The organism is Winogradskyella helgolandensis, assembly GCF_013404085.1.
In the GTDB taxonomy this organism is placed as follows: Bacteria; Bacteroidota; Bacteroidia; order Flavobacteriales; family Flavobacteriaceae; genus Winogradskyella; species Winogradskyella helgolandensis.
The window spans coordinates 2,221,544-2,247,902 of sequence record NZ_JABFHO010000001.1 but is presented as its reverse complement, the minus strand read 5'-3'; the positions used below and the strand labels follow the sequence as shown (position 1 = coordinate 2,247,902).

The 26,359-nt window shown below is 31.2% G+C and carries 27 protein-coding genes; all 27 read left to right on the top strand.

What is annotated here, in order from left to right; genetic code table 11:
* Positions 1–191: 191 nt before the first annotated feature.
* Positions 192–512 carry a hypothetical protein gene (locus HM992_RS09300; RefSeq protein WP_179319464.1) on the top strand — a complete coding sequence of 107 codons (321 nt, stop codon included), beginning with the start codon at positions 192–194 and terminating at the stop codon, positions 510–512.
* A gap of 10 nt (positions 513–522) precedes the next feature.
* Positions 523–795: a hypothetical protein gene (locus HM992_RS09295; RefSeq protein ID WP_179319463.1), complete on the top strand. Its 273-nt coding sequence runs from the start codon at positions 523–525 to the stop codon at positions 793–795.
* Positions 796–973: 178 nt separating this feature from the next.
* Positions 974–1,501 (top strand): hypothetical protein, encoded by a 528-nt coding sequence (locus HM992_RS09290; RefSeq protein WP_115840019.1) that lies wholly within the window; start codon positions 974–976, stop codon positions 1,499–1,501.
* Positions 1,502–1,649: 148 nt separating this feature from the next.
* Positions 1,650–2,297, top strand: a complete 648-nt coding sequence (locus HM992_RS09285) for a hypothetical protein (RefSeq protein WP_179319462.1) — start codon at positions 1,650–1,652, stop codon at positions 2,295–2,297.
* A gap of 101 nt (positions 2,298–2,398) precedes the next feature.
* Positions 2,399–3,187: a hypothetical protein gene (locus HM992_RS09280; protein WP_178984714.1), complete on the top strand. Its 789-nt coding sequence runs from the start codon at positions 2,399–2,401 to the stop codon at positions 3,185–3,187.
* A gap of 147 nt (positions 3,188–3,334) precedes the next feature.
* Positions 3,335–3,799 (top strand): hypothetical protein, encoded by a 465-nt coding sequence (locus HM992_RS09275; RefSeq protein WP_179319461.1) that lies wholly within the window; start codon positions 3,335–3,337, stop codon positions 3,797–3,799.
* 167 nt (positions 3,800–3,966) lie between these two features.
* Positions 3,967–4,518 carry a hypothetical protein gene (locus HM992_RS09270; RefSeq protein ID WP_179319460.1) on the top strand — a complete coding sequence of 184 codons (552 nt, stop codon included), beginning with the start codon at positions 3,967–3,969 and terminating at the stop codon, positions 4,516–4,518.
* Between the two features lie 141 nt (positions 4,519–4,659).
* Positions 4,660–5,091, top strand: coding sequence for a DUF4844 domain-containing protein (locus HM992_RS09265; RefSeq protein WP_179319459.1), 432 nt, complete (start codon positions 4,660–4,662; stop codon positions 5,089–5,091).
* A gap of 15 nt (positions 5,092–5,106) precedes the next feature.
* The gene (locus tag HM992_RS09260) at positions 5,107–5,250 is read left to right on the top strand and encodes a hypothetical protein (RefSeq protein WP_178984710.1); all 144 of its coding nucleotides are present in this window, start codon (positions 5,107–5,109) and stop codon (positions 5,248–5,250) included.
* 170 nt (positions 5,251–5,420) lie between these two features.
* Entirely contained in the window at positions 5,421–5,894 is a 474-nt protein-coding gene (locus tag HM992_RS09255; protein ID WP_179319458.1) for a hypothetical protein, read from the top strand.
* An 88-nt stretch (positions 5,895–5,982) separates the two neighbouring features.
* The gene (locus tag HM992_RS09250; RefSeq protein WP_179319457.1) at positions 5,983–7,671 is read left to right on the top strand and encodes a glycoside hydrolase family 2 TIM barrel-domain containing protein; all 1,689 of its coding nucleotides are present in this window, start codon (positions 5,983–5,985) and stop codon (positions 7,669–7,671) included.
* 177 nt (positions 7,672–7,848) lie between these two features.
* Positions 7,849–9,111 (top strand): serine hydrolase domain-containing protein, encoded by a 1,263-nt coding sequence (locus tag HM992_RS09245; RefSeq protein WP_229720548.1) that lies wholly within the window; start codon positions 7,849–7,851, stop codon positions 9,109–9,111.
* Between the two features lie 272 nt (positions 9,112–9,383).
* A complete protein-coding gene (locus tag HM992_RS09240) occupies positions 9,384–10,274 on the top strand; it encodes a hypothetical protein (protein ID WP_179319456.1) in 891 nt (296 codons plus the stop codon).
* Positions 10,275–10,486: 212 nt separating this feature from the next.
* Positions 10,487–12,247, top strand: a complete 1,761-nt coding sequence (locus tag HM992_RS09235) for a CocE/NonD family hydrolase (RefSeq protein WP_262890889.1) — start codon at positions 10,487–10,489, stop codon at positions 12,245–12,247.
* 299 nt (positions 12,248–12,546) lie between these two features.
* Positions 12,547–13,599, top strand: a complete 1,053-nt coding sequence (locus HM992_RS09230) for a T9SS type A sorting domain-containing protein (RefSeq protein ID WP_178984704.1) — start codon at positions 12,547–12,549, stop codon at positions 13,597–13,599.
* Between the two features lie 171 nt (positions 13,600–13,770).
* On the top strand, positions 13,771–14,625 hold the full coding sequence (locus tag HM992_RS09225; RefSeq protein ID WP_179319454.1) for a leucine-rich repeat domain-containing protein: 855 nt from the start codon (positions 13,771–13,773) through the stop codon (positions 14,623–14,625).
* A gap of 181 nt (positions 14,626–14,806) precedes the next feature.
* A complete protein-coding gene (locus tag HM992_RS09220) occupies positions 14,807–15,589 on the top strand; it encodes a hypothetical protein (RefSeq protein WP_179319453.1) in 783 nt (260 codons plus the stop codon).
* A 191-nt stretch (positions 15,590–15,780) separates the two neighbouring features.
* The gene (locus tag HM992_RS09215; RefSeq protein WP_178984700.1) at positions 15,781–16,389 is read left to right on the top strand and encodes a peptidylprolyl isomerase; all 609 of its coding nucleotides are present in this window, start codon (positions 15,781–15,783) and stop codon (positions 16,387–16,389) included.
* A gap of 195 nt (positions 16,390–16,584) precedes the next feature.
* The gene (locus HM992_RS09210) at positions 16,585–17,763 is read left to right on the top strand and encodes a hypothetical protein (protein WP_178984699.1); all 1,179 of its coding nucleotides are present in this window, start codon (positions 16,585–16,587) and stop codon (positions 17,761–17,763) included.
* Between the two features lie 171 nt (positions 17,764–17,934).
* Positions 17,935–18,453 (top strand): GNAT family N-acetyltransferase, encoded by a 519-nt coding sequence (locus HM992_RS09205; RefSeq protein ID WP_229720468.1) that lies wholly within the window; start codon positions 17,935–17,937, stop codon positions 18,451–18,453.
* Between the two features lie 252 nt (positions 18,454–18,705).
* Entirely contained in the window at positions 18,706–19,401 is a 696-nt protein-coding gene (locus tag HM992_RS09200; protein WP_178983222.1) for a DUF6090 family protein, read from the top strand.
* A gap of 152 nt (positions 19,402–19,553) precedes the next feature.
* Entirely contained in the window at positions 19,554–20,285 is a 732-nt protein-coding gene (locus HM992_RS09195; protein WP_179318026.1) for a hypothetical protein, read from the top strand.
* Positions 20,286–20,387: 102 nt separating this feature from the next.
* Entirely contained in the window at positions 20,388–20,816 is a 429-nt protein-coding gene (locus HM992_RS09190) for a YybH family protein (RefSeq protein WP_179319452.1), read from the top strand.
* 206 nt (positions 20,817–21,022) lie between these two features.
* Entirely contained in the window at positions 21,023–22,861 is a 1,839-nt protein-coding gene (locus HM992_RS09185) for a hypothetical protein (RefSeq protein ID WP_179319451.1), read from the top strand.
* Positions 22,862–22,863: 2 nt separating this feature from the next.
* Positions 22,864–23,562: a hypothetical protein gene (locus HM992_RS09180; RefSeq protein WP_179319450.1), complete on the top strand. Its 699-nt coding sequence runs from the start codon at positions 22,864–22,866 to the stop codon at positions 23,560–23,562.
* A gap of 414 nt (positions 23,563–23,976) precedes the next feature.
* Positions 23,977–24,774: a hypothetical protein gene (locus HM992_RS09175; protein ID WP_179319449.1), complete on the top strand. Its 798-nt coding sequence runs from the start codon at positions 23,977–23,979 to the stop codon at positions 24,772–24,774.
* Positions 24,775–24,927: 153 nt separating this feature from the next.
* Positions 24,928–25,845 (top strand): competence protein CoiA, encoded by a 918-nt coding sequence (locus HM992_RS09170; RefSeq protein ID WP_179319448.1) that lies wholly within the window; start codon positions 24,928–24,930, stop codon positions 25,843–25,845.
* Positions 25,846–26,359: the final 514 nt, after the last annotated feature.

Genomic DNA, 26,359 nt, shown 5'->3' with positions numbered 1-26,359 from the left:
GTGCACAACACCGTGTATAATTAATTGCTTGGTCACTGCCGACTTACGAACATTCCTGCGGAATATTCTATCTGGGATTTATTTGCTAATTTAGTTGCTTAACCACGCAACGAACCATACACAACAACGTTGCCCACAATATGAAAAAACTGCTCGCAATAATGATAATTCTGACTTTGAACTCGTGTTTTATGTTCAAAGAAAATGGAATTGAAATGAAAATTAAAAATAACTCAAGTAAACCAATAACAAACGTAGAATTTACTACGACCGAAAAATTGAACGTGATAAAAATTGACAGAATTGAGCCGAATAAAAGCGTGACTGAATTCTTATCGATGCGGAAAAATAAAACTGACGGAGCTTACTCACTGACTTTTAATCGCGCTAACGGAAAAAAGGAAATTAGAGGTGGCGGATATTATACGAATGGAGGTTCACTTGACCATTGGGTTGATTTTATCGTAGAAAATGACACGACAATAGTAAAATTTGACTCACCTATTTATTGAGAAAATAATTATGCAAGTGAAAAAGTGGACAATTTTAAAGGCTTATTTCCTTATCTATTTAGCTTGTTGCCTAATTTACACAATTGCTAAATGGAAAATTTTATCATACGAAGAAGGTTGGGGAGTTGTCTATATGGTCGGATTAATTGGAATTGGAATTATTGGATTACTAATTGACTTTATTCTGACCTTAATAATTAAGAATAAAAAAATACTCAACGGAATTGGATTTTTAATAGCAATCGGATTTTCAATAATGTTGCTTATGGAATTAAAACAATAACGAAATTAATAAAAAATACTGTGGGCAACACCGTGTATAATTAATTGCTTTGTTCTAGCCTACTTGCGAATATTCCTGCGGAATATTCACGGGTTCGTAAAAGTTTGCTAACTTAGTTGCTGAACCACGCAACTAACCATACACAAACACGTTGGCAACAAGCTGAAAAAAATCCCGAATGAATCAAAATCTGGAACAAATATTTGAATTAGAAACTGCCGAAAAATATAACGAGGCGTATTCTGAATATCAAAAACTGATTTCGGAAAATAATGCGGAATTTGAAACGTGGAAATATTATTTCTTCTTTTTGTGGTCTATGATTGAAGATGTTAATGGACAATTTAAGAAAGATATTGATTTACGAACTGAATTGGAATCTGAATTAAAAAATGGACTGAATAAATACTCGGAATTGGCTGAATTCAATTTTATTGCTGGATATACAATTTCAATTTTCCCTTACGAATTTGGAGATTACGAGGAATTGGAAATTAAAGGGAAAGAAATGCTTAAAAAAGCGTTTGAATTGGAACAATCTAATCCGATTTATGAAATGGTTTATTTAGGCTCAAAAAGTCTGAATGAAAAAGAGCAAAGTTTATATAAAAAGGCTTGTGCTGAATCAAAACTGATTTTAAAAACAAAATATAACGGAAAAGGATTATTGAACGAATATTATAATCAAGTATTTAATCGTGAATAAAAAAGCCAATTGCCAACACCGTGTATAATTAGTTGCCTGGTTCTAACCTACTTGCGAAAATGTTTATTAACTTAGTTGCTTAACCACGCAACTTTTCATGCACAAAACCGTTACCGCACATTTGAAAAAACTACTCAACATAATAATTTTGACTTTTATTTTGACCTCTTGTCAGAATGAAAAAAAACTGAATGGAACTTGGATATCTTCTTATAAGTTTGCTGATAATGATACAATTAAAGATTATGTTGTCGGAGATTTTCCTTTCAACGAATTAATTACATTCGACAACGGAACTTTTAATTATAAGGAATTTAATTACGGAAACGAAAGAACTGAAAAATTTGAACTAAAAGGAAAAAATTTAGTGGATTTTGGAAATGACTACTTTGTTATTGCTGGAAATGAATACTATGAATCTGAAATGATTGACCCATTAACAAAAGACAGTATTGTATTCAAGAATTATAATCAGAATAGAGTTTATAAGAGGTTGGTAGATTCATTAAAGAATAGGACACCCGAAATAAAATTTACTGGAAAAAAATTCATCAGAAATTTCAGAAAGTGGACAGATACAATCCAATTTATAAATGACTCTGTTTATATCAGCAATTCGTGGAAATTCGGAAATTCCGACCATTTTATGTGGGAACGAGCAAATCATAATGGGTTTGATATTTTATTTACCGAAAATTACGCACCTTTCATTCTGAAAAAACAAATCGGAAATGAAATTTTCATATCAACATTTGGCAATACAAAAGAAGATTATATTTTAAAAGAAATTGAATAAAAACGTGTGGCAACACCGTGTATAATTAATTGCTGAGTTCTTGCCTATTTGCAAAAATTCCTGCGGAATTTCCACGGGTTCGTAAAAGTTTACTAATTTAGTTGCTTAACCACGCAACTACCATACACAATCACGTTGCCAATACGATGAAAGACATTACAACATATCCGAATCCATGGGATTTTGATAATACCGACAAATCTTTAAAATCGAAAGACAATAGATTTAAGATTGAGTATTACGACTTGAATGAAATCTCTATGGGTGCACCACTTGGAGGAAAGAGTTTTCTAATAACAGAAGACGGTAAGAAAATTAAAATCGGTGATTGGTGTGCTGGACCAGCGATTTGGGATTCAAATTACGCGTTGATTGCTGTACCAATATGGGAACGTAAAATATTCAAAGGGACAATTCAAAAGCTGATAATACTGAACTTGACAAACGGACTAATTAAAAAATATAGAAAATCATTTTCAGTGTTGGATATTCGAGGATTTGAAAACGGAGTAATTTATGCATATGACAGTCCTCGACACAATCCTAAGGAGATCGAATTTGATACAATTAATGAGAAAACCGAATCTGAAAGTGTAAACCAAGACTTAATACTTATTGAAAACAAAAATACAGAGATTGACTTATCTTCAAATCCCGATGATTTCAAATTGATTTCGAATATTTTAGAGACAAAATTGAATGTTAGATTTACTAAAAAAAATAACGGACTTGACCAAAAATATTGGGATTTTGAATACAGGAATTATATTTTGACACTTCATCAAGAACATTATTTAGGTGTGTCGATATTTATTAAGGATTCTGAAATAAGAATAGATTCGAAAATAATGATAGAATTGGAGACAGAGATAAGGAAGTACTGGCACTAACAAAAAATATAAGTCTTTTGGCGGATAGTGCTAATTTTGAACATAATAACATTTAATAAATATATTAGCGGTTTGACAGGTTGGAGTTTAGAAATGCCAAACGCCCCATATTCGAGCCGTTGGCAGTAATTTGAACACAGCAATCTGATGAAAAAAATAAAACTCTTTTCTCTCTTAATAATTTTGACTCTTTTTATAAGTTGTACAACAAAAAGTGATTTATTTATTCAAAACATAATGTCTAATGATGTTCTGTTTAAAGTAACTTATAATATTGATATCAACGAATTGTCTGAATTGCCTGATTACGGAAGCAATCATTTTGAAGTTGATTGTAAAAAAGGAATTTTAAACCCAAAAGAATTCAGTAAAATCAATGAGGTAAATATTATTAAAAAACAACGACTGAATAATAATACTTTAAGCGTTCTCATCCCAAAAAATTCTACAGTCAGAATTGAAGAAACTTTTAATATGAGCTATATACATTACATTGATTATATAGAATATGATAATAAAAAAATATCAATCAACGACTTAATTAATTTATCAAAAAGGCAAAAACAATCAAATTATATATATACGATTAAATCTGAAAATAATAAAATCTGAAAATAAAAACTACTGCCAACTTAAGCCGTGAATAATTAATTGCTTGGTTCTTGCCAACTTGCGAAAATTCCTGCGGAATATTCACGGGTTCGTTAAAGTTTACTAATTTAGTTGCTTAACCTCGCAACTAACCATACACAATCACGTTACCACAATTAGAAAAACTCTTGAGAATTAAAACACAAATACGAATTTCAATACTCGAAATACTTCTAATCTTCTTAGTTGGCTGTAAGAATGACGTTAAATCTGTAAATATTGAACTCACATCATCTGAAAAAGAAAAAAAGAAAGACAGTTTAATATTGTCGAATATAAATCATTTTCTAGAAAACAATCAAAGTTCCGTTGTTCAGAATTACCATTTTCTTTGTGATTCATCAATGATTCTTCCAATTAGAGAATATGATGTCAAACATAAACTTGACAACATAAAAATTGGAATTGGAAAAACCAATGTGAGGATTACACCAATTCCTGGTTCATTTAAAATAACTGATGGACCAATAGCCGAATACAGAATAGAAAATGATAGTTTAGGAAAGTTCGCGAGCTATTTTATGGATATCAAACTAAATGAAAACTTTGGGATTTCCGATTTTAAAGCAACTTTGAGGTTTATGAAAGATTATAACGGAATTAAAAAAGTGTCATTTAAAAAAGAAATTTCTGCAACAGAGAATTATTTGATTGTAGAAAAGCTGAATAAAAACTGGTAGTAACAACAGGTATAATTAATGCTAGTTCTAGCCGACTTACGAATGTTACTGCGGAATATGCTATCTGTGATTTATTCACTAATTTAGTTGCTTACATGCGCAACTAACCTTATACATCAACATTGTGAAGCCATTTGAGAAATGATGAAATACATCAAAATATTAGTTCTGTTTTTAACTTTATCTGCTTGCGGACAAAATGCAACCGAAATGAAAACACCTAAAAATGCGAATGAAAAATTTGTAGAATTTATTGCAAAGAAAAAATTCTATGCGGAAAATCATTCACCAAATATATCGGATGAAAAATTGAGACCAATATTGACCAAAAAAATCAACGAAGTCGCAACTGATTTTAAACAAATTGCGGAATCTAAAAAACCAACGGACGAAAAATACCAAGAAGCAATTAAAATCGGACTTTTAAAATTCCCAGAAATGGAATTAGGATATGATTCTGAAGATAGAGAAAGGATTTTACTTTATTTTCAGGAAATAATGGACATAGTTGGACTTCAAAGTTCGAATGGAAAGTTGAATGACTTTTATTATGGATTTGACCCGAACGAATAAAAAAAGAAAATTAAAATGTCTAATAAAAGAAAAGGTCAATTAACAACGGACTCTGAATGGCGAAAGCATTTGAGAAAAATTGGAAAGCGTTTTTTTTGGAAAGGAGAGCGATTAGCTGAAAAGAAAATGATTGATAGAGAATTAGGACAAAAAGAATAAAAACTACTGCCAACACCGTATATAATTTATGGCTAATTCTAGCTCACTTCCGAAAACCTGAGCGGATTTTCTATTCGGTTTATATTTACTAACTTAGTTACCTAACCACGCACCACCCTAGCGCAACGAATAGGCCAAGCAAACCATACACAAACACGGTGTACGCAATTATGAACGAACACGAAGACTACCTTAGAATTTCCAAAAATGGACACGTTCACACGCTGAGCGATAGAATTCCATTTAACTGGAAAGAATTATTAATTTGGACTTCTACCTCATTCGTATTCTTAATTTGGTTTCTCGGAATTGGAATCGGCATTTTTGTTGCAATTTTGACTTTAATCGGATATACTATTTACCGATTTACGTCTTGGATTTACTACTCGGAATTAAAAATAGACGAGAAAAGCGGAAAATTAACTCGACTGAAAAAAATACTCGACCGAACTCAAAACACGGAATTAATAAGTGAAACGTTTGACCCAAACCGATTCCAATACTCGGCATTAACTCGCAGTGGAAAAACGAAATACTTAATGATTTATCGAACACATAAGAACAACGAATTATTAATATTAAAAAATAAAACGGACAAAGAACAAATTGAGAAATACATTGCTGAAAAAATAATTGTTCACTAACTTAGTTGCTGAACCACGCAACACCCAAGCGCAGCGAATAGACGAAGTAAACCATACTCAAAACCGGTACAATCAAAATAAGAAGTAAATGAAACAAAATTTAGCATTAATAGTCATGGCAAGTCTTGCTCTACTGATTTGCGGATGTTCTCAATCGGAAACGACAGTAACAACAGAAACAACAGCAGCAACAGTAACAGCAACAACAATTGAACTCAAAGACAATTGGTACTACCTCAATGGAGAAAAGTTTTTTATTAAAGCAATCGGCTACGAAATAGGTGCACGTCCCGGACAACATCCTTATGAAGATGAAAAGAAAGATCACTTAGAGTTAATGAAATTTGATCTCGAGAACATTAAAAAAGGAGGTTATAATACCATAAGAACTTGGAGTCAATTTTCTGAAGCACAATTAAAATTGGTACAAGAATCGGGTTTAAAATTAATTATGGGTTTAGAAGTTAATCCAGAAGAAGATTATGGAGACCCTAAATTTATAAAGCATTGTAAGACACAGCTTGAAAATATATTGAAATATGCACCAAACTATGATTGTATAATTACGTATTTGGTTATTAACGAACCGCAAACAGACCACATTCATAAAGTTTCTGCCAAGGCATTTAAAGACCTGATGAAGATGATGGTAAATATGATTCATAAGAATCATCCAAATGTACCAGTAACACTTTCTGCAAATGCCATGATAAGCGATTGGATGGATGAAAGTATGTATGATGTATATGCTTACAATTGTTATGGCTACAATGAAGGCCAAACAGCCACCATGGGATTTAGAGATTATATTAAAGGTTTAAATGAGTTAAACGGATTAGATAAACCGTTTATAATTACTGAATTCGGACATTCAGTATCACCAAAAGGAGGTTTTGGTAGTTTTGGTTCTCGTACCCTAAAGGAACAAAGTGAAGGATTGATATCTAATTACCGCGATCTGATAGATGCTGGTGCTGTAGGAATGTGCCCATTCTATTATGCTGATGGTTGGTGGAAAGGAGGCGAAAAAAGCATCCATAATAAAGAACAACCCGAAGAATGGTTTGGTTTCTGGGGGTACAAAGATGTTAACGACAAATATGGGTCACCTCGTCCTGTTTGGTTTGCCATGCAAGATTATATGAAAGGGCTAATTATAAGTCCTAAAAATAAAACAGTACACACCAATACAACCATACCTATAGAACTATATAACGACGAGACGATTAAAAAAGTGGTTGTGAAAAACCGTGATAAAATCATCTATTCTAAAAACATAACACGCGAAGGTTATTTTGCAGACCAATTAACCATTAACCCAGTAGGATTAGAAGCGATGGAACTTGCTTTCGAGTTTTATGATAGTGAAGATAAAGTTATCAAAAACGAATCTATTATAATCCTAGCTTCTAAAACAGCTATCGACTTACCAAAATTAACGATAGAAGTCACACCTGAAAACGATTTAAACGATGCAACAACTGGAAGCATTAAAACAACAATAGAAACCAATGAAAATTTTAAATTGATTGGCGATTTAATAGTGAGCTATAATACACATCTTGGATGGGATGTTGGTCCACAAGTCTCTGTTCCTATTCATAATCAAAGGGATAAAAATATAATTACTTCTGAAAATTCCTTTACTATTCCTGATAATTGTTGGGTTGTAAATGCATCAGCAGGAATGTCGGTTAGGTATGGCAAGTTTACTTTTAAAATTCACGATCAAAAAATAATTTATAGAGGGGATTGGGCTAAAGAAATTAGCCGTTAGGATGCTTAAACACAACAAGAGGCATACTTAATGGCTTTGTATTTCCCTACTTGTAAAGGTTCATGTGGAATATTCACAGGTTCGTAAATGTGTGCTAACTTAGTAGCTAAACCACGCAACAAACCATATACAATCACGTTATGCTCAATTTCTAAAAACCAAACATCCTTGAAAAAAATGTACTATTACAGACTATTACTTCTTTTATTAATTGTTCCATATTCAAATTTATTTGCTCAAACTTATGATGGCTTTTCAAATAAGGAAATTCAATCCGTATTTAAGCAATGGAATTTGGATAATTGGGATGATGGAGGTGAAATATCTCGTTATATATTTTTAAATATGCCTGAATTTTGGACTCACGCCATTATCAATAGAGAAGGAAATATTAAAAGCCTGAAAGAAGATTACCGCAAAGAAATCGAGGAGTTTGTTGTTACTTCTGGTTTAGGACAAATGACACTTCAAAACTATGTCAAAACTAGCGAGAAAGTGGATGGTATGATCATAATGCAAGGAGACCGTATTGTATATGAAGCCTACCCAAGAATGTTTCCAAACGATAGGCATCTTTACTGGTCAGTATCTAAAGTGTTTGCTTCAACTCTTATAGCAATTTTGGAAGACAGAAAACAACTTGATGTAACTAAACCAATAGAACATTATCTACCTGAACTTAAAGGGTCTGGATGGGAAAACGTTCCTGTTATTGACATTCTCGATATGGCTTCAGGAATTGATTGTCGTGAATGGGTTGATGGTGCTTTTGAAAACCCTGAAACTTGTTACTATCAATTTGAAGCAGCTCTCGGATTTTTAAAACGAACAGAAAAAACCGCAGACAATGCTTTTGAGCACATTAAAACCTTATCATCTGCAAAACCTTCTGGAGAGATATTTGAATATACTTCAATAAACACATTCGTTCTCTCTTGCCTCATAGAGAGAATCACAGGTCTTTCTTATGCGAAAAATATTGAACGTGAAATTTGGCGAAAAATCGGTGCGGAATCTGATGCATTTATTACTCAAACAAATGGCACTAGCATTTCTCACGCAGGAATGAATTCTACACTTCGAGATTTAGCTCGATTTGGCTATATGTTTTTAACCGATGGTCGTTCAGGTGAGAATGCTTTCGTTTCAAATGAATATTTTGATAAAATTCAAAAGCAAGGTCGTCCTCACTTGGTAACTGCATACGGTTCTGAAAATTATACACTTGATAAAGAAGTTGTTCATCACAATACCTATCAATGGGACAAAGTAATGGAAAACGGAGATTTTTATAAAGGTGGATTTAGCGGACAAGGTCTTTATATTTCACCTTCCCGCAATTTAGTGATAGCCTTTTTTGGAACTGCCGATGATAATGGAGTTCATAACGAATTAGATGATATTTCAAGACAGGTTTCTAAATCAGACCTTTTTAATTAATAGAAGAACTGAATTAAAATAGAGCATCACAATGTATATAAAAAATAGGCGAATTAATGCTAAATTCAAGGTTTTCGGCTCTTATCAAAGTTTGGTTTAACCGAAAGTTTCGTGCTTAGAAATCGCCTACTTTTCATACACAAAACCGTTAGGCACAATATGGAAAAAGTCCGTGCCATAAATCGATTAGCAGTCATTAACACTAATTAACTGAAATAAAGTTAAAAATTATTGAAATTGCCAACATAATTTTAATTTAAAAAGACACTAGAATGAAATATTTAATTTTACCAGTTTTTATTCTCTCAATTTTTATTTGTTGCAATGCTCAAACAAATGAATTTACTTTTAGCTATGAAAATTTTGAAAAAGAAATTATAGGTTATGAACCAAAACAAAATGAAGTTTCAGACAAAAAATTTGAACACTCAGTATTTGTATTAAATGAAGTGAAGAAAGATGTAAATAATGATGCTCTAGGCTTCAATCGAGCTGATTATTTTAATATACTATCATCCTTTCTCACATTAAATGAAAGCAAGAAAAATATATTAATAGCATATAACAAATTTAAAAAATCGGAAGGGAGTTGCGAATATTTTACGTCTAGTATATTTTTTAAATCAAGCAAATTTGATATAATACGTGATGATATAGAAAAACAAATAAAAATATGCCAAGATTCCAATTTAAAAGAGGCATCCAAATTTAATTTAAAAACTTATTCTTCAGAAAATAATCTAGATTATAATCTTGTAGAATTGATTTCAAATATTAGCAAACTTGACCAAGAATATCGGAGTGCTGAAGAAAAGATATATTTAAAAAAACAGCCTGAATTGGACAAACGAAATCAAAAACTCATCGATTCATTATTTAATAAATATCAAAAATATATTGGTAAAACATTAGTTGGAGAAAAATTTGAGTCTGTAATGTGGAGTGTAATTCAACATTCAAACCTTGAAATGATGGAAAAATATCTACCAATAATTCAAAAAGCAGTTCAAGACGATGACTTACACCAAACACCATTCAAAATGCTAATTGACAGAATTTATAGTCAAAAAGAAAATTATCAAATTTTTGGAAGTCAAGGAGGCGTTGAATTAGCAAGTGAAGAAATTAGAAAAAAAGTGATTGCGACATATAAAATTGAATAAATACTGTGCCTAACACCGTATATATTCCATTGCTAGTACTAGCCTACTTACGAAAATCCTTGCGGATTTTTGCTACGCACAGTTCGTTACGCTCGTGTCTATTCGGTTTGAATTTACTAACTTAGTTGCTTAACCACGCAACACCCGAGCGCAGCGAGCAGACGAAGTAAACCATACACAACACGTTTTACACAATTTAACACACCTAGAAAATGATAGCTAAAAAATTTTTATTTATACTCTTTTTTGTTTCAACTTTTCAATTCGGTTTCTCGCAAGCAAGCAATGTTGACTCATATTACATACCTGCGGTCAATGGAACAAAATTAGCCATGGACGTTTACTTTCCAGAAGATTACAACAATCAAAAACTGCCTGTACTCTTTGAATTTACCCGATACTGGAGAGGCAAAGAAGACGCGAAAACAGGAAAACCAATGGCCTCACTCAGTAAACGAGATAAGTATTTTCTTGACAATGATTACATCCTCGCAAAAGTTGACGTCAGAGGAACGGGTGCTTCTTATGGAGTTCGTTCAGGAGAATACACGCCTACGGAAGTTAAAGATGCTTGGTACATTGTAGATTGGGTAGTTAACCAACAGTGGTCTGATGGTAAAGTGGGAGCCTATGGCACCTCTTACTCTGGGACAACAGCAGAGCTTTTATGTGCAACGCAACATCCAGCCATTAAAGCGGTCATTCCTGGGTGGTCAGATTTTGACGTATATGAGAGTCCTAGTCGTCCTTATGGAATGCTTGCAACAAGTTTTATAGCTCCATGGAGTCAATATGTCGATTGGTTAGACCAAAATTCAGTGGAGAATCTGGGCGCAAGTGTGAGGCGTGTGAGTGAAGATTTTCCAATAGATGCCATTAAAGAGCACAAAAACAATCCAATCGTATTGGAAGCCCTAACGGCATCACCATTCAAGGATTCCAAATTTGGGGATTTCAAATTTGAAGAACTTGACCCCTTGCATTGGAAAAAAGAAATTTCGGAATCAAATGTACCAATGCTTGTTCTTACAAGTTGGCTTGATGCTGGAACAGCAGAAGGCACTTTATTAAGGTTACAGCACTTTACTAATCCGCAGAAAGTTGTCATGATGCCAACTTCACATGGAGGACGTTCTCATGCCAGCCCATTTGTTGTTTCGGACAGTGTTGTGGACCCTATCCCATCGGTAATTGAACAGCTTAGACTGCAACTTAACTTCTTTGACCATTTCATAAAGGGGAATGACAAAGGAGTTGAGGATTGGCCAACCATTAAGTACTATAATTTTGGAGAAGAATCGTTTAAACAATCTGATATTTGGCCGCCTAAAGGGCAACAAAGAATCCAATACTTTTTAGATGCCAATGGGGAATTAAATACGTCATCACCTGATGAACATCTAGGTATGGATGAATATATCGTTGACTTTTCGGTAAGTACGGGTACAAATAATAGGTGGACAACCCAAATGGGAAAACACATTCTTAACCTCGATAATCGCAATGCTGCCGATTCTTTAATGTTAACGTATACTACTGCACCTCTTGCAGAACCGCTTCAAATCACAGGAACACCCGTAATTTCTCTCAATCTGTCTTCAACACACCAAGAAGGTGGGATTTTTGTCTACTTAGAAGATGTTGACCCAAGTGGAAAAAGTAGATATATAACAGAAGGAGGGCTTTTGCTCCAACACCGAAAATTATCTAAGAATGATATGTTTGATAAGATACCGTATCATTCATTTAAAAAATCAGATGCATCACCTATGTCCATTGATAAAATTGAAGAAGTCTGCTTTAAATTACATCCAACATCTATTCTCATCAAAAAAGGACATTCTATCAGAATTGCGATTTCTGGAGCGGATAAAGACACATTTGACAAAGTTCCAACCGAAGGAATACCAACTTTGAACATATACAGAAATAAAACAAACAAATCTTTTTTAGAATTACCAATAATAAAATAAAACATGTGCATAACAATGGCTATAACTAATTGCTAGTCTAGCATACTTACGATAATTCCATCTTCATTTTACAAGTTCCGGCTCTTTTAGAGAACGTATTATAACAACCTTTAGGTCTACAGTTACATGGTTTAATGTGCTTAACTTTTTAAGACTGACCGCTATACCGCCTTATAAAAATCTGATTATCAAAAAATTATATTAGATTTGTAATTAACGTTATAGATTGAATATAGACAATAGCGTATATCAAATTGTTAGCAAACATTAAAATCAAGAACAATTTAAAAAATATAAAAATGAAACAAATTTACTTTTTTATTATAGCTGTTTTATTTAACCTAAGCTATACTAATGCGCAAACTACTGATGTAGTTTCAGGTTTAAATGAACCTATTGGACTTCTATTGAATGGTAACGACCTTTATATTAGTGATTCGGGATCAGATAAAATTTTAAAAATAGATATAACAGAAGCCACACCTACCATAACCGATGTGGTTACAACTGGATTAGGTAGTCCTAGCACACTAATATTAAATAGTAATGACCTCTATATTTCTGATGTTGAGACAAATCAAATTTCAAAAATAGATATAACTGCTTCAACGCCAACAACAATTAATTTCGTTGTAAGTTCAAGTATTCCTTTTGGTTTAGCTTTAAGTGGTAACGATCTTTATATTAGCGAAATAGGGTCAAATAAAATTTCAAAAGTAGATATAACTGCGGCAACCCCAACAAAAACCAATGTGGTTACAGGCTTAAATAATCCTACTGCACTTTTGCTAAATGGCAACGACCTTTATTTTATTCAAATTAGCTCAAATAAAGTTTCAAAAATAGATATTACAGAAACTATACCAACGGTAACCGATGTGATTACTGGTTTAAATAGTCCTATTGCACTTCAAATAAATGGTAACGAACTTTATATTTGTGAATCTGGCGCAGGGAAAGTTTCAAAAATAGATATTACAGATAGCTCACCAACAATAACTGACGTAGTAACGAATTTAAATAGTCCTTTCGGAATTTTGCTAAATGGTAACGACCTTTATATTTGTGAATCTGGCGCAGGGAAAGTTTCAAAATTTAATCTAAGCGTATTATCAATAAATCAATTAAATACTAATAATAACATTAAACTATACCCAAACCCTACAAATAACTTTTTAAAAGTTTCTGGATTAACAAAAAATGAAGGCTACAAAATTTATAATATTTTAGGAGTTGAAGTTAAAAAAGGTAATATTTCCAATAATGAAAAAATTGATATTCAAGATTTTATGAATGGCTCTTATTTTTTGAAATTTAACAATGGAAATTCTATCAAGTTTATAATAGAATAAAAACAAATAACGTGTGCTAACAACGTGTATAATTAATTGCTAGGTCTAGCCTACTTACGAATATTCCTGCGGAATATTCTATCTGTGATTTATTTGCTAAATTAGTTGCTCAAACACGCAACTAACCATACACAACACGTTGTGCAACATTTAAAGAACATAGGAACTTTTATGGAAAATACTGAAATAAAGTTTTTTAATGAAGAGGAAAAAAGAGTTTGCTATTTACCTGAATCTGTTCAGCAAATAAAGAAATATTTTGACCAAAATAAAGACGCTACTTTGATTATAAGTTTTTCGGAAATTATGGACAAAGAGAACCATAATGACTTCAATGATCTTTCGAATATTAACATAACCAAATTAATGTTAAGCGGAAATTCTAGGAAAGAATATAATTACAATGCTCTTTTCAAAATTACTGAATTAATAGAACTCGATGATAGATGTGGAAATTTAGAATATGATTTTAAACACTTTCCAAATCTAGAGATTTTGAGACTAGAGTGGAATAAAAAAACACAAAATTTAAACTCTTTAAAAAAGATAAAGGAATTAAGTCTTTGGTCATATAAACCAAAAAATAAAAATTTAAGTGAATTTGAAAACCTAATAAGTCTAAATGAATTAAGAATTATTCAAAGTAATATAAAAGGTATTATTGGAATTGAGAAACTTAAAAATATAAGCGAACTAATTTTAATTGCAAATAGAGCATTATCTATAAATGAAATTGAAATTCCTTTTAACAATATCAAAAATTTATATATTGAAAGTTGTAAAAAGATAGAGTTGGAAAAGATTATTAAATTATTCCCAAACACTCGGAAATTGCATTATTATAGTAGTACACCGATTAAATCTTTAAGACCATTATTAGATGGCTTGAAAAATTTGGAAGAATTAAATATTGCAGGAACAAAAATTTTAGAAACTGACAATCGATATTGGAAAGATTATAAAAATATTAAAAGTTTACATTTTTACGACCGTAAACACCATATATTAAAACTGAAAGATTTTTAAAGAATAACAAAAAACGTTGCACAACACCGTATATAATTTATTGCTAGTTCTAGCCTACTTACGAAAATCCTCGCGGATTTTCTATTCGGTTTTTATTTGCTAAATTAGGTGCTTAACCACGCAACACCCGAGCGCAGCGAACAGACGAAGTAAACCATACACAATCACGTTAGCAACAATTATGAAAAAAATCTTGCTTACCATATTATTCATTGCAATTTCAAGCAAAATGTTGGCTTGCACTTGTATGATACAGAAAGTTATCGATAGATATGCAAAATCGGATTTTGTTGCGACTGTAAACGTCCTGAATATTGATTCCGAAAAAGATGATAATTATTTAAATCTTCAAGTAAAAATCTTGGAACTTTACAAAGGAAAGATAACTGATTCTTTGAAAATACCTAAATCAAGAGGTATGTGTGGAATTTACACACCTGAAAACACAAAATGGCTGATTTTTGCTTCAAAAGACAAGAATGGCAATTTAACTTTTGGTTACTGCTCTGGAGTAAAACAATTAGATAAAAAATATGACTCAAAAAAATTAGAGAAATATCCAAATGCTGAAAAAAATTACAAAAAGAGTTTAAAACGGGAAATTGAACTTTTACAGTTTTTGAAAAAAGAAAATATCGAACCACAAAATGAATTTGAACTTCACACTTCATTTTCATTAGAGTCAATAAAAAAGTTTAAAGGTTATGAAGTAAATAATGAAAAGTTTGCAATTTATGAATTAACTATTGACAGAGACTTAAGTGTTTTAGATGTAAAAGAATTGAAAGCATTCGACAATGAGAAACTAAAAATTGAACTATTAGATTTCATAGAGAAAAACATAAGTGTTGGAAGAAAGGGAAAAGTGAATGAAATTCCTGAACAAACAAAAATTATTCTCGGACTTTATTATTATCCACCAGAAAAAGAGAATTTAAGTTTCATTGGAACATTTGCACTATAAATAACAGGTGCTAACAACGTGTATAATTAATTGCTTTGCAAGTGCTTATTTGGAAAATTCCTTCGGAATTTTCTCGCGTTCGTATTTGTTTACTAAATTAGGTGCTAAACCACGCAACACCCGAGCGCAGCGAACAGACGAATTAAACCATACACAATCACGTTGTGCTTCATTTAACAAAAACCCAATTAATGAAAAGAATCTTCATATTTATTACAATAGTCTGTTTTTATCACGCAAAAGCTCAGACTGATATTCACTTAACAGAAATGATAAAAAATATTGAAAGTCAAAGTGAAATAGATAGTCTGAAATTTTTATATCCAAATCTAACTATCAAAAAGCACACTTTATCTACTGGAGATAAAAACATTAATAAAAAAGTTTTCTTGCTCAAGGACAAAGAAATAATGGCAGACAGCGTTGATGCAATTAAACTATTATCCCAAAAAAACATAAAAGAATTTAAAGTAAAATATATATTTATTAATGGGAAAAACCTTAGCGAAAAGGAAATTAAGAAAATTCAAAAGAACGCTAATAAAGAATTGAAAAAGGGAAAAGCTTTTAGTGAAGTTGCAAATAAATACTCAATGGACCCTGGAAGTAAGGACGGTGATTTAGGGTGGTTTCCTGAAGGTCGAATGATTAAAAGCTTTGAAAATGCGATTAGAGAACATAAAAAAGGTGAAATATTTCAAGTTTCTGACCCAAAAAGAAAATGGAATTTTATAATTTTAAAAAATCACACGGAAAGAGACGCAAAAATATATGAATATATAACAATCACAAAATCGTAAAAAAACGAAAGCACAACACCGTATATAATTTATTGCTGGTTCTAGCCTACTTACTAAAATCCTCGCAGATTTTCTATTTCTGTCTTTTATTTGCTAAATTACGTGCTATACCACGCAACACTCGAGCGCAGCGAACAGACGAAGTAAACCATACACAAAACCGTTGTCATTAATTTTGAACAAACTCAAAAGTAAATGAAATATATATTTAAAATTTCAATGTTTTTCGCACTAATCTATATGATAATTGGGTGTCAAAATCATAAGAGCATTGAAAATAGATTTTCCTCATTAAATGATACGATAATTCTAAAAACAAAGAAAGTAAAAGGAAATGGTTTATTTCAATTCGGAGTTAGTAGCATAGAGTTTCAAGACACTTCGAAAAACTTTTCAAATCCAGTCAAATATCCAAAAAACATTAATGACCTAAAACGCTTTCAACTGAAAACAGATTTCAATGAAACAAAAAATTATAATGTGGAAATGCTGAAAGGTATTAAAAATGGTAAACAAATTTTTATTGTCGATGAAAATAATAACAAAGATTTTACCGACGACTCTATTAGAGAATACAAACCAATAAATTGGAGTAAATCTGCAAACTTAATTAAATGTAAATATTTAATTTCCAATGGCACAGAAGTAGTAACAGATTCTTCTTGGTTGAACATCGGAGACTCAAACGGTAATTTTTCACTTGGAAAACGGGAATATTTAATAAGCAAATTTGAAATTGACAACAAGAAATTTGAAATTGGAATTATTGAACCTCGAAATCCATTGAGTTTTACCTATGGTTTTCGACCCCAAATTTCGATACTATCAGATTCAGAAATAAAAAAAGATTCAATATCTGAAAGTGATTTAATAGCTTTCGGAGAAGCTTTAAATTTAAATGGTAAATATTATCGTTTTGAAAAAATTTCCAACAATGGAGATATAATAACACTAGTTAAAGATAAAAGCTTTGAATCCAAAATTGGAACTCAAAAAGGTATGATTGCCCCTAGCTTTAACGTTATTACTATGTCTGGAGATACTTTAACGAATTCATTCTTACAAAATAAACTCACAGTCATTGCTAATTCTTGCGGTTGCGGTGGCGACAAAGAATCAACTGAAGCATTTTATGAAATGGAAAGAACATTTAGAAATCAAATAAATATTCTGCACGTTGATTCAGATATAAAAATGTTCGATATTGGAATACATATAGACTCTCAAAAAGAGTTCAATAAAGATTTTTACAATAATTACAGAAAAGAATATTGTTCTAGACTTTGCTATGTTATTGGAAAAGACAATAAAATTGTTGAGAAATTCAATATTAATGAATGGAAAAACATTTTACCGAAAATAATAAAAAACTAATGTCAACACCGCATATAATTCTTTGCTAGTTAAAGCCTACTTACGAAAATCCTCGCAGACTTTCTATTCAATTTTTATTTACTAACTTAGGTGCTTAACCACGCAACACCCGAGCGCAGCGAACAGACGAAGTAAACCATACACATTAGCAGAAATTTAAATTCAATGGATTTGATAACAATCAAACAAGCTGAAAAGAATGATTATGAAATTCTTGCATTATTAGGCAGAACTACATGGAAAGAAACTTTTGCAGCATTATTCAGAAGAAAAGAAGATGCAAAAAATTATGCAGATCATAACTTTTCTATAAGTATGGTTAAATCATTTTTAAAGAACCCCAATGCTCATTTTTGGATAGCTTATGTAAATGAATTTCCAGTTGGGTATGCTAAAATAGAAATGCATACGGATTCGGAATTCGTAAAAGGAAAAAATACTTGTAAGCTTCATAATTTTTATGTGTTAAACGATTTTCATTCCATGAAGATTGGGTTAAAACTTTGGAATAAGATACTTGAGAAGGTTAAAGAACAAAAATGTGATAACATGTGGCTATCAGTACTTCATACAAATGATAAAGCAATTCAATTTTATAAAGAAAATAATTTTAATAGAGTTGCTAATTATGATTTTGAAATTGGAATTGATAGCTTCTTAATGCATATAATGGTTCGAGAATTCAAATAATAAAAACAGCAGTCAACACCGCATCTAAGTAATGGCTAGGTTCTTCCCTACTTGCAAAAATTCCTGCGAAATTTTATCACGCACATAACTAATTATTAGTCACTTATAAACTGCTTTCAAAATTTATTCGGTTTTTATTCCCTAAATTAGAGGTCTAAAAACCTCAACAGGTTAGATACAAACACCTTAGCATTCATTTTCACCAACCGCGAACCAATGATCAAGTTCTTTCGAAAAATACGCTACGACCTTATGGAAAAAAACAAAACGGGAAAGTATTTTAAATACGCCATTGGCGAAATTATACTGGTGGTTATCGGAATATTGATTGCGCTACAAATCAATAATTGGAATGAAAACAGAAAAAGCTCAGAAATTCGCGATAATTACTATGAACAAGTATTACAAGATTTAGAAAAGGACACAGCTTATATTAATGTCATCATTAAAAATCTAGAAATTAATATTTTAAATTATCAAAATTATTTAGAAAAACTGTCTAAAGCAGAAAGCACAGATGACATCTTGGCTATTTTGTTCGAACTTAATTGGGAATTTCAATATATTAATTTCAATACCAACACCATAGAATCTTTAATATCTACTGGTGATATTAAACTGCTACCAGATCACCTAAGAAATAAACTTTTAGATTTAAAAACGACACAAAATGCAATTTTAAAAGTGACATCCGGTAATGATAATAATTGGCTTCAAAACAGCCAGAAAGCTGCAGGTCTTGGTGTGACTAATCTTCTTTTAGATATTAATCCCAAATTATTAAACCAATTAAATAGAAAGGAAGATATAATTTCAGCTATTAATATCATAAACGGAACGTTTCAATTAAAAGATTTTACGGAAAAGAACTTATTGAATTCTATGAAAAATTTATTAGATACCATAAAAGAACTGTCTGAACTAATTAACGCAGAATTAAACAAATAACGAAAGCATAACAACGTTGTGCTTCATTACCACTAACCGCTAACCAATGATAGTGCTAAAATGAAGTATCGTGAAGCGATACCAAACATCTAGTAGATCTTTGATGTAAGCACCCCGATGAGATAGCCGCGTTGGAATTAAACATAAAAAATATGATCAAGTTTTTTAGACGAATAAGACAAGAACTTTTAACTGAAAATAAATTCAGTAAATATTTACTTTATGCCATAGGAGAGATTGTACTCGTGGTTATCGGAATTTTAATTGCGCTTCAACTCAACAATGCTAAAGAAATTAGTAAACTAAATGAAAGCAAGCAGAATTATTATAATCAGATTTTAGTTGATCTCGATAAAGAAGTAGAAAATATGAATAGTAGAGTGGCGTATTTGAACAGTAATACTTTAGCTTATGAAAAATACAACAACTATATTGAGACTTCAGATTTAGAGCCTAATCAAATACTTAAGGAAATATTTAAAATTAACAGAGTATCCAGATATGCATCATTCAACACCAATACAATTCAGACATTAGAATCCACAGGAGACATCATATTAATGCCAGAACATATTCGAAATAGATTATTAGAATTAAAGCGTTCTCAAGAAAGTTATATAACAGTATCAAACGGTAATAATGCCGTTTACTTAAATGCTCTTATGAAACCTTTGCAATTAGGCCTTCTTAGATTAAGCACTAAAAAACCCATCTATAAAGAGTCAAAAATCAATGATAATATAGAAGACATTATTTTGGCATTAGAAGGTGCATTAGGGTTAAAATATTATACTGAAATTAACAATGCTAAAGCCATTAACGAAATGCTGATTAATGTACAAGAATTAAAAGAACTGATTAATCTCGAACTTAAAAACAAATAACAAAAGGACAACAACATTGCCAACAATTAAAACTAACCCATATGAAAAATTTAAAATCACAATTAGGTCTAATGCTACTTATGACCGGTTTTTTCATTGGATGTGAAAATCACAAAAAAAAAAGAAATTGCAATAAAAACCTCTGATTCAGAACTAACAACCCTGATAACAAAACAAGTTGACAGTCTTTATTCAGTTTATGAAAGGTTTGATTATGATTGGATTGAATTTTACGCAGACAACTACACGGCTATTTATCCAAATTCACAAATTCAACATTTAACAAAAGATTCTTTAAAAGCACAATGGGAACGGATTTACACTAAATATGATGTACAACTCATTCATCGTGGAAGACCAACTATCATACCCTCAGAGGATATGGCGATTTCATATAACACGTTTAATGAAATATTTATTAATAAAGAAAGTTCAGATACCATTAAAAATATTGGAACGTACATTATCAATTGGAAAAGACAACCAGATGATTCTTGGAAAATAGTATTCGAAACTTTACAAAATCATTAAAAACCGTACACTTTAGCCGTGTATAAAAAATGACTTGGTCACTGCCAACTTACAAACATTTCTGCAGAATATTGCTTCTCCAGTGCACTGCGCTCGGGTCTATCTGCCATTTATTTGCTAACTTCCGCGCTTAAAATACTACCCTAATAATATACAACAACGTTGTAGCCCATTAGATAAATACTACAAATTGAAAAACTAGTGTTATGAAATTACGATTTAGATATATACTTTTTATAGTGAGTACTTTGTTTTTAACGAATTGTACATATGATTTTTCAGAGGATTCTTTCAAAGACATTCAAACAAATAATCCAAATGTAAATGTCATTTTAACAGGATTTTCAAATGGGGAACAAACAAGTTCTTCTAAAATAATACAATATACCATAACAGGGGCTGGAAACAATGAATTTGAAATGATTGTTAAAATTGACGGAACAGAAACCTATAGAAGTCAAGAAACAACAGGAGAATTTTATTTGTATGTGGATGAATTAACTGATGGAGAGCATGAATTAACTATCGAATATGCTTTCCCTACAAATTCTGGAAGTTTAGCTGATGCTTTAAATGGAGAATTTTTTGTTGGTTTGGCAGAATACAATTTTATAGTAGATAAAACTTTAGCAAATCCTTTTGGCATAGCGAGTATTAACATAAACCAAGGTTCAATCTTTATTACCTTAAACCCTATTTTAGATAATAATTTTGATGAAGCCTTCCTTGTCATTAAAAATGAATATGACTTTATTATAGAAGAAAGACCCATTTCTCAAGAGGATTTGTCCGATTTACAAATACATGATGATCAGACTATATTTTATAATCCCAGCTATGCCATCAAACTTAAAAATTCATTTACTGAAGATATTTCTGATTTTGTACTACTTCCCACCACAAAAATGAATTTTAGTATAGAACCTCTTCTCTACAGAGAATTTAAGTTAATTTACAATGAGCACCCATTATATGGCAATTTCGATACCATAGGATTATCTGGTTACACCTATCCTTTCTCCGGAGGTGCATTTGTTAATTTGAATCCTCAAGGAGGTGAAACAATTATTGATAAAGGCTTTTATTTTGGAGGAAATATTTTCTTAAATTTTAAAATCTTCAAAAACAATTCTTTATTTGGAGAACTAAATGAACAAATACCAGTTGGTGATAGTTTACCTATTTCCGAGTTTGAAGACATAACCTATGTGCCATCTATAAACAAATATTTTATTGTAGAAATAACAAATTCAAACGAATTAATGATCTATCAGTTAAATGCAGAATCTTTTGAAATAGAAAACTCGCAAATACTAACAACATTAAGCTTTTCAGAAGATTTTAATTCATTAGAGTTCGACAATAATTCTGATACAATACTATTAAATCTCAAAGAAAAAGCACTGGTATTTAATCCTATGACGTTCTCTATTGCTAACACTTACAATGCCGTTGACTTCAATGCTAACAAAGCAAATGCAGATACATATTTCAGAGGGAATTATATAATTTTAGAAGATTCCTGGGCTTCTGGTGAAGTATTGATTTATGACATCTCAACTGGAATTCAAAAATTTGGTATTAACAAAACAACCAACTTCTTTAGTGCCATAGATGCTAGTTATTTTTATGCCAACGGTGATCTATACAAACTAGATTTTGGGGAATTCGTTTTTTTAAACACCATTCAAGATTCAAGATATAATACAGATGCACCTGATCTAGAACATATGACCTTTGATAAATTAAGCAATTCCGCCGTTTTTGGATGGTATAGAAGTACGTTTTATTTAGATTTATCTAACTATAACCAAACTTACATCTGGGACACAGAAATTGTTTATGATGTAAAATATACAGATACTGGAAAACCCTTTATAAATTGCAACCATTTTTCGGCAGGAAATAGATCTCATATCTATGACATTAATCTTAATGAAACCAAATTAATAGATACCTCTTTTCAACAGTCTTATCGCTATTTTAATGGTTATATTTTCTCACCTAACGGGTATGTTTTTGAATCTAACCTTTACACCAACTAATTATGAAAAAAACACAAGTTATTATTCTTCTAATGGCTTTTGTATATTTTAATGTACAAGCTCAAAATAATATCTCTGCTATAGTTGAAGTCAATTATAACACGTTTTCACATACTGATTTAAAAAACTTTCAGCTACAATTAAGAGACGATATCAATGAGGTAAATCTAGACGTTAATGATGATTTCGGAGCAAATATTGGTTATTCGTTTGGTATAAAAATCGAGGATATTAGTACGCAGTTTTTTGCTTCTTATAATTCTACTGGTGGTAAAATATCGTATTCAGATTACTCCGGACTAATTAGGTTAACTCAGCTATTAAAGGCGTATACATTTGGCGGAGAATACCAAATTAAGCTATCAGAAAACAGCAGTAAAAACGTGTTTTATTTCGGAGGAAGAGCTTTTGTTAATTATACCCAATTAGATTTAGAGAGTTATTCAAAAATATCTAATACAACCTCAACAGAATCCATTGACTTTAATTCCATTGATATCGGACTAGGTATAAGATTCATTTACGATATTCCTATTTCTGTCGTAAAATTGAGATTAAATCTTGGCTATGACTTAGTGTTAGGCGGAGAACTAAAATTAAAAGAAAACAATGATTTTGCTTTAGAAGATGATGATGGAGATCGTGTAAATGCTGGCTGGAGCGGTTTTAGATCTGGTATTGGAATTGTCGTGCCTTTTTAAGACCTTCTTTTAAACTAAGAAACATAAAGCGACCCCATGTTGTCTCTTCGAGTGTGCCGACTTTTCTGTCGGCATGTATCGAGAAGCATCACAACCAAGCAACAATCTATTTACAATGATCGTATACAGCATTTAGGCAGCTTCAAAAACCACCCAACCCCTACAAACACCACCTAAAATGCTCAGCAACCGCTTCGTTTTTTTATACCATTACGGAAAACAGTAACCATAAGTCTCATAACTACCTTATTTTTATCAAAATGTACGTAAAGTCACGTACTAAACTTTGCAAAGTATTGCGTAGTTTTATAAACTAAGAATGGAGTGCTATAGCTTTTGTTATCTGGAATTAAGATAGGGATAACGTGAGTGATTGTACTTTTATAACAAGTTGGCAAACATTAAAAAAAGCAAGTGAAATACGAAGAAAGAATCATCCTATTTATTGATATTTTAGGATTTACAAATCGGATTTATCAAGAGGATAAAGTGAAAAAATTAAAGGAAACGCTTGAGTATATCGAAACTCTATTCTCAAATAATATTGCTGATGATTCTTTAGAATTTACTCAATTTTCGGATTCCATTGTGATTACAGTTCCTGTTAATTATCCAGGTGGAATATACTACATAATATCAGATGCGTGTTTCGCAATACACGCATTATTTAAAAATGAATTTATATGTAAGGGCTACATTTCTGTTGGGAAATTATACCACAAGGGAAATTTATTATTTGGCCCTGAATTCATTAACGTTATGAAACAAGAAGCATTAGAGGATTTACCAAGAATAAAATTTCATAAAGTCTTATTAGAAATTGCAAGAGAATTTCCCGGCGAAGGAAATAAAATGTACCCAGAACAAGAAATTGAATTCATATCAAAATATTATGAACAAATAGAAAACACCGATTTCTATGAAGTTACTTGGCGTGAAAATTATGGGGATATAGTTGGCGGTGGTAATCATGATACAAAAGAACAATATAAGATTATAAGAAACTTAATTGAAAGTAATATAAAAGGATTTAAAAGCATTAGAGTATTAAAAAAATATAAATACTTGAGTGATAAATTTAACAATTCAGATTATTATGCAGACAAAGTAGATTCCACATATTCTCGAAAAAAATATTTCTATCTTTTACCTAAATTATTAAAAGAAAATATTAGTTCTTATTTTGTAAAAAGATATTGGAAAAATAAATAACGTTTGCCAACAAAGTATATAATTTATTGCTAGTTTTGGCTTGCTTACGAAAATCCTTGCGGATTTTCTATTTGGTTATTATTTGCTAAATTAGGTGCTTAAACACGCAACAAACCATATACAAACACGTTCTACTCAATTTGAACAAAACCAATGAGATACGCTTACGATGAACAGAATGAAAAAATAGAGGTTTCGGTTTCTGGAGAAAGAGCAAGATGTCCAGACTGTGGTTCTGTTGTGATTGGAAAAAAAGGTTCATTCAAAATAGAACATTGGTCTCATAAGGCTAAAAACGAATGTGACAGTTGGTATGAACCAATAACTGAATGGCATTTAAAATGGCAAAATTTTTTTCCTAAACAGTATAGAGAAATTTCCATAAAGAAAACTAATGGTAAATCTCATCGTGCTGATTTAAGACTTAATAACAATTTAGTAATTGAAGTCCAAAACTCACCAATAAACATCGCCGAAATTGAAGAAAGAGAAAATTTCTATGGGGAAAACAATATGATTTGGATTTTGAATGGAGAAAAATTAGCAAAAAAATCAAGTATAACTTATCAATTTAACAAAAAACAGTTTGTTCTATACTTTTCAATACCAGCATATAGTCCATTAGTTTCCCTATATGATATGGACGCATTTAAAGCAACCTTATTCAGAAACCAATTACTATTGGATTTAAAGAATGACAAAAATTTAATAGACTTTAAAGTAAGCAATGGCAACTATTTTGAATATGAGTTTGATACTAATAAGAACTTTTTAGAAATTAAATCTGAACTATCTTATCTGTTCGAAAAAATCTGTAATGAACTATATGATTATAACGCATATCATAAAATGTATTCAGATTTTAACATTTCTTATATAAGTGTAAAAAAAGATAATTACTCACCTGTTAGACTGAATAAACTATATTGGAGAAGTTTTATCGACTATATGTCTTTTCCAATATTCATTGACAACTTGAATGGTTTAGAATCTAATTTAATGTATTGGTATCAAGAAAATAGAATTATAAAACGTTCTGATTTTATTAACAAATATTTGGAATACACCTGAACAAAAAACTGCGTACAACACCGCATATAATTCATTGCTAATCCTAGCCCATTTACCAAAATCCTCACAGAATATAGCTTCACAAGATTTCTGCCTTAGGATCTATCTGTAACTTATGTACCAACACATACAAAACCCTCCCAAACCGTCACTTCGAGTGTGCCGACCTTTTTGTCGGCATGTATCGAGAAGCATTAGAACCAAGCACCAATCTATTTACAATGATCGTATCCATTACTTAGAAAGCTCCAAAAACCACCCAACGCCTACAACCACCACCTAAAATTCTCAGCAACCGCTTCGTTTTTTTTATACCATTACGGAAAACAGTAACCATAAGTCTCATAACTACCTTATTTTTATCAAAATGTACGTAAAGTCACGTACTAAACTTTGCAAAGTATTGCGTAGTTTTATAACTTAGAATGGAGTGCTATAACTTTTGTTATCTGGAATTAAAAAAGGGATAACATGAGTGATTGTACTATTATAACTAGTTACCACACATTAAACA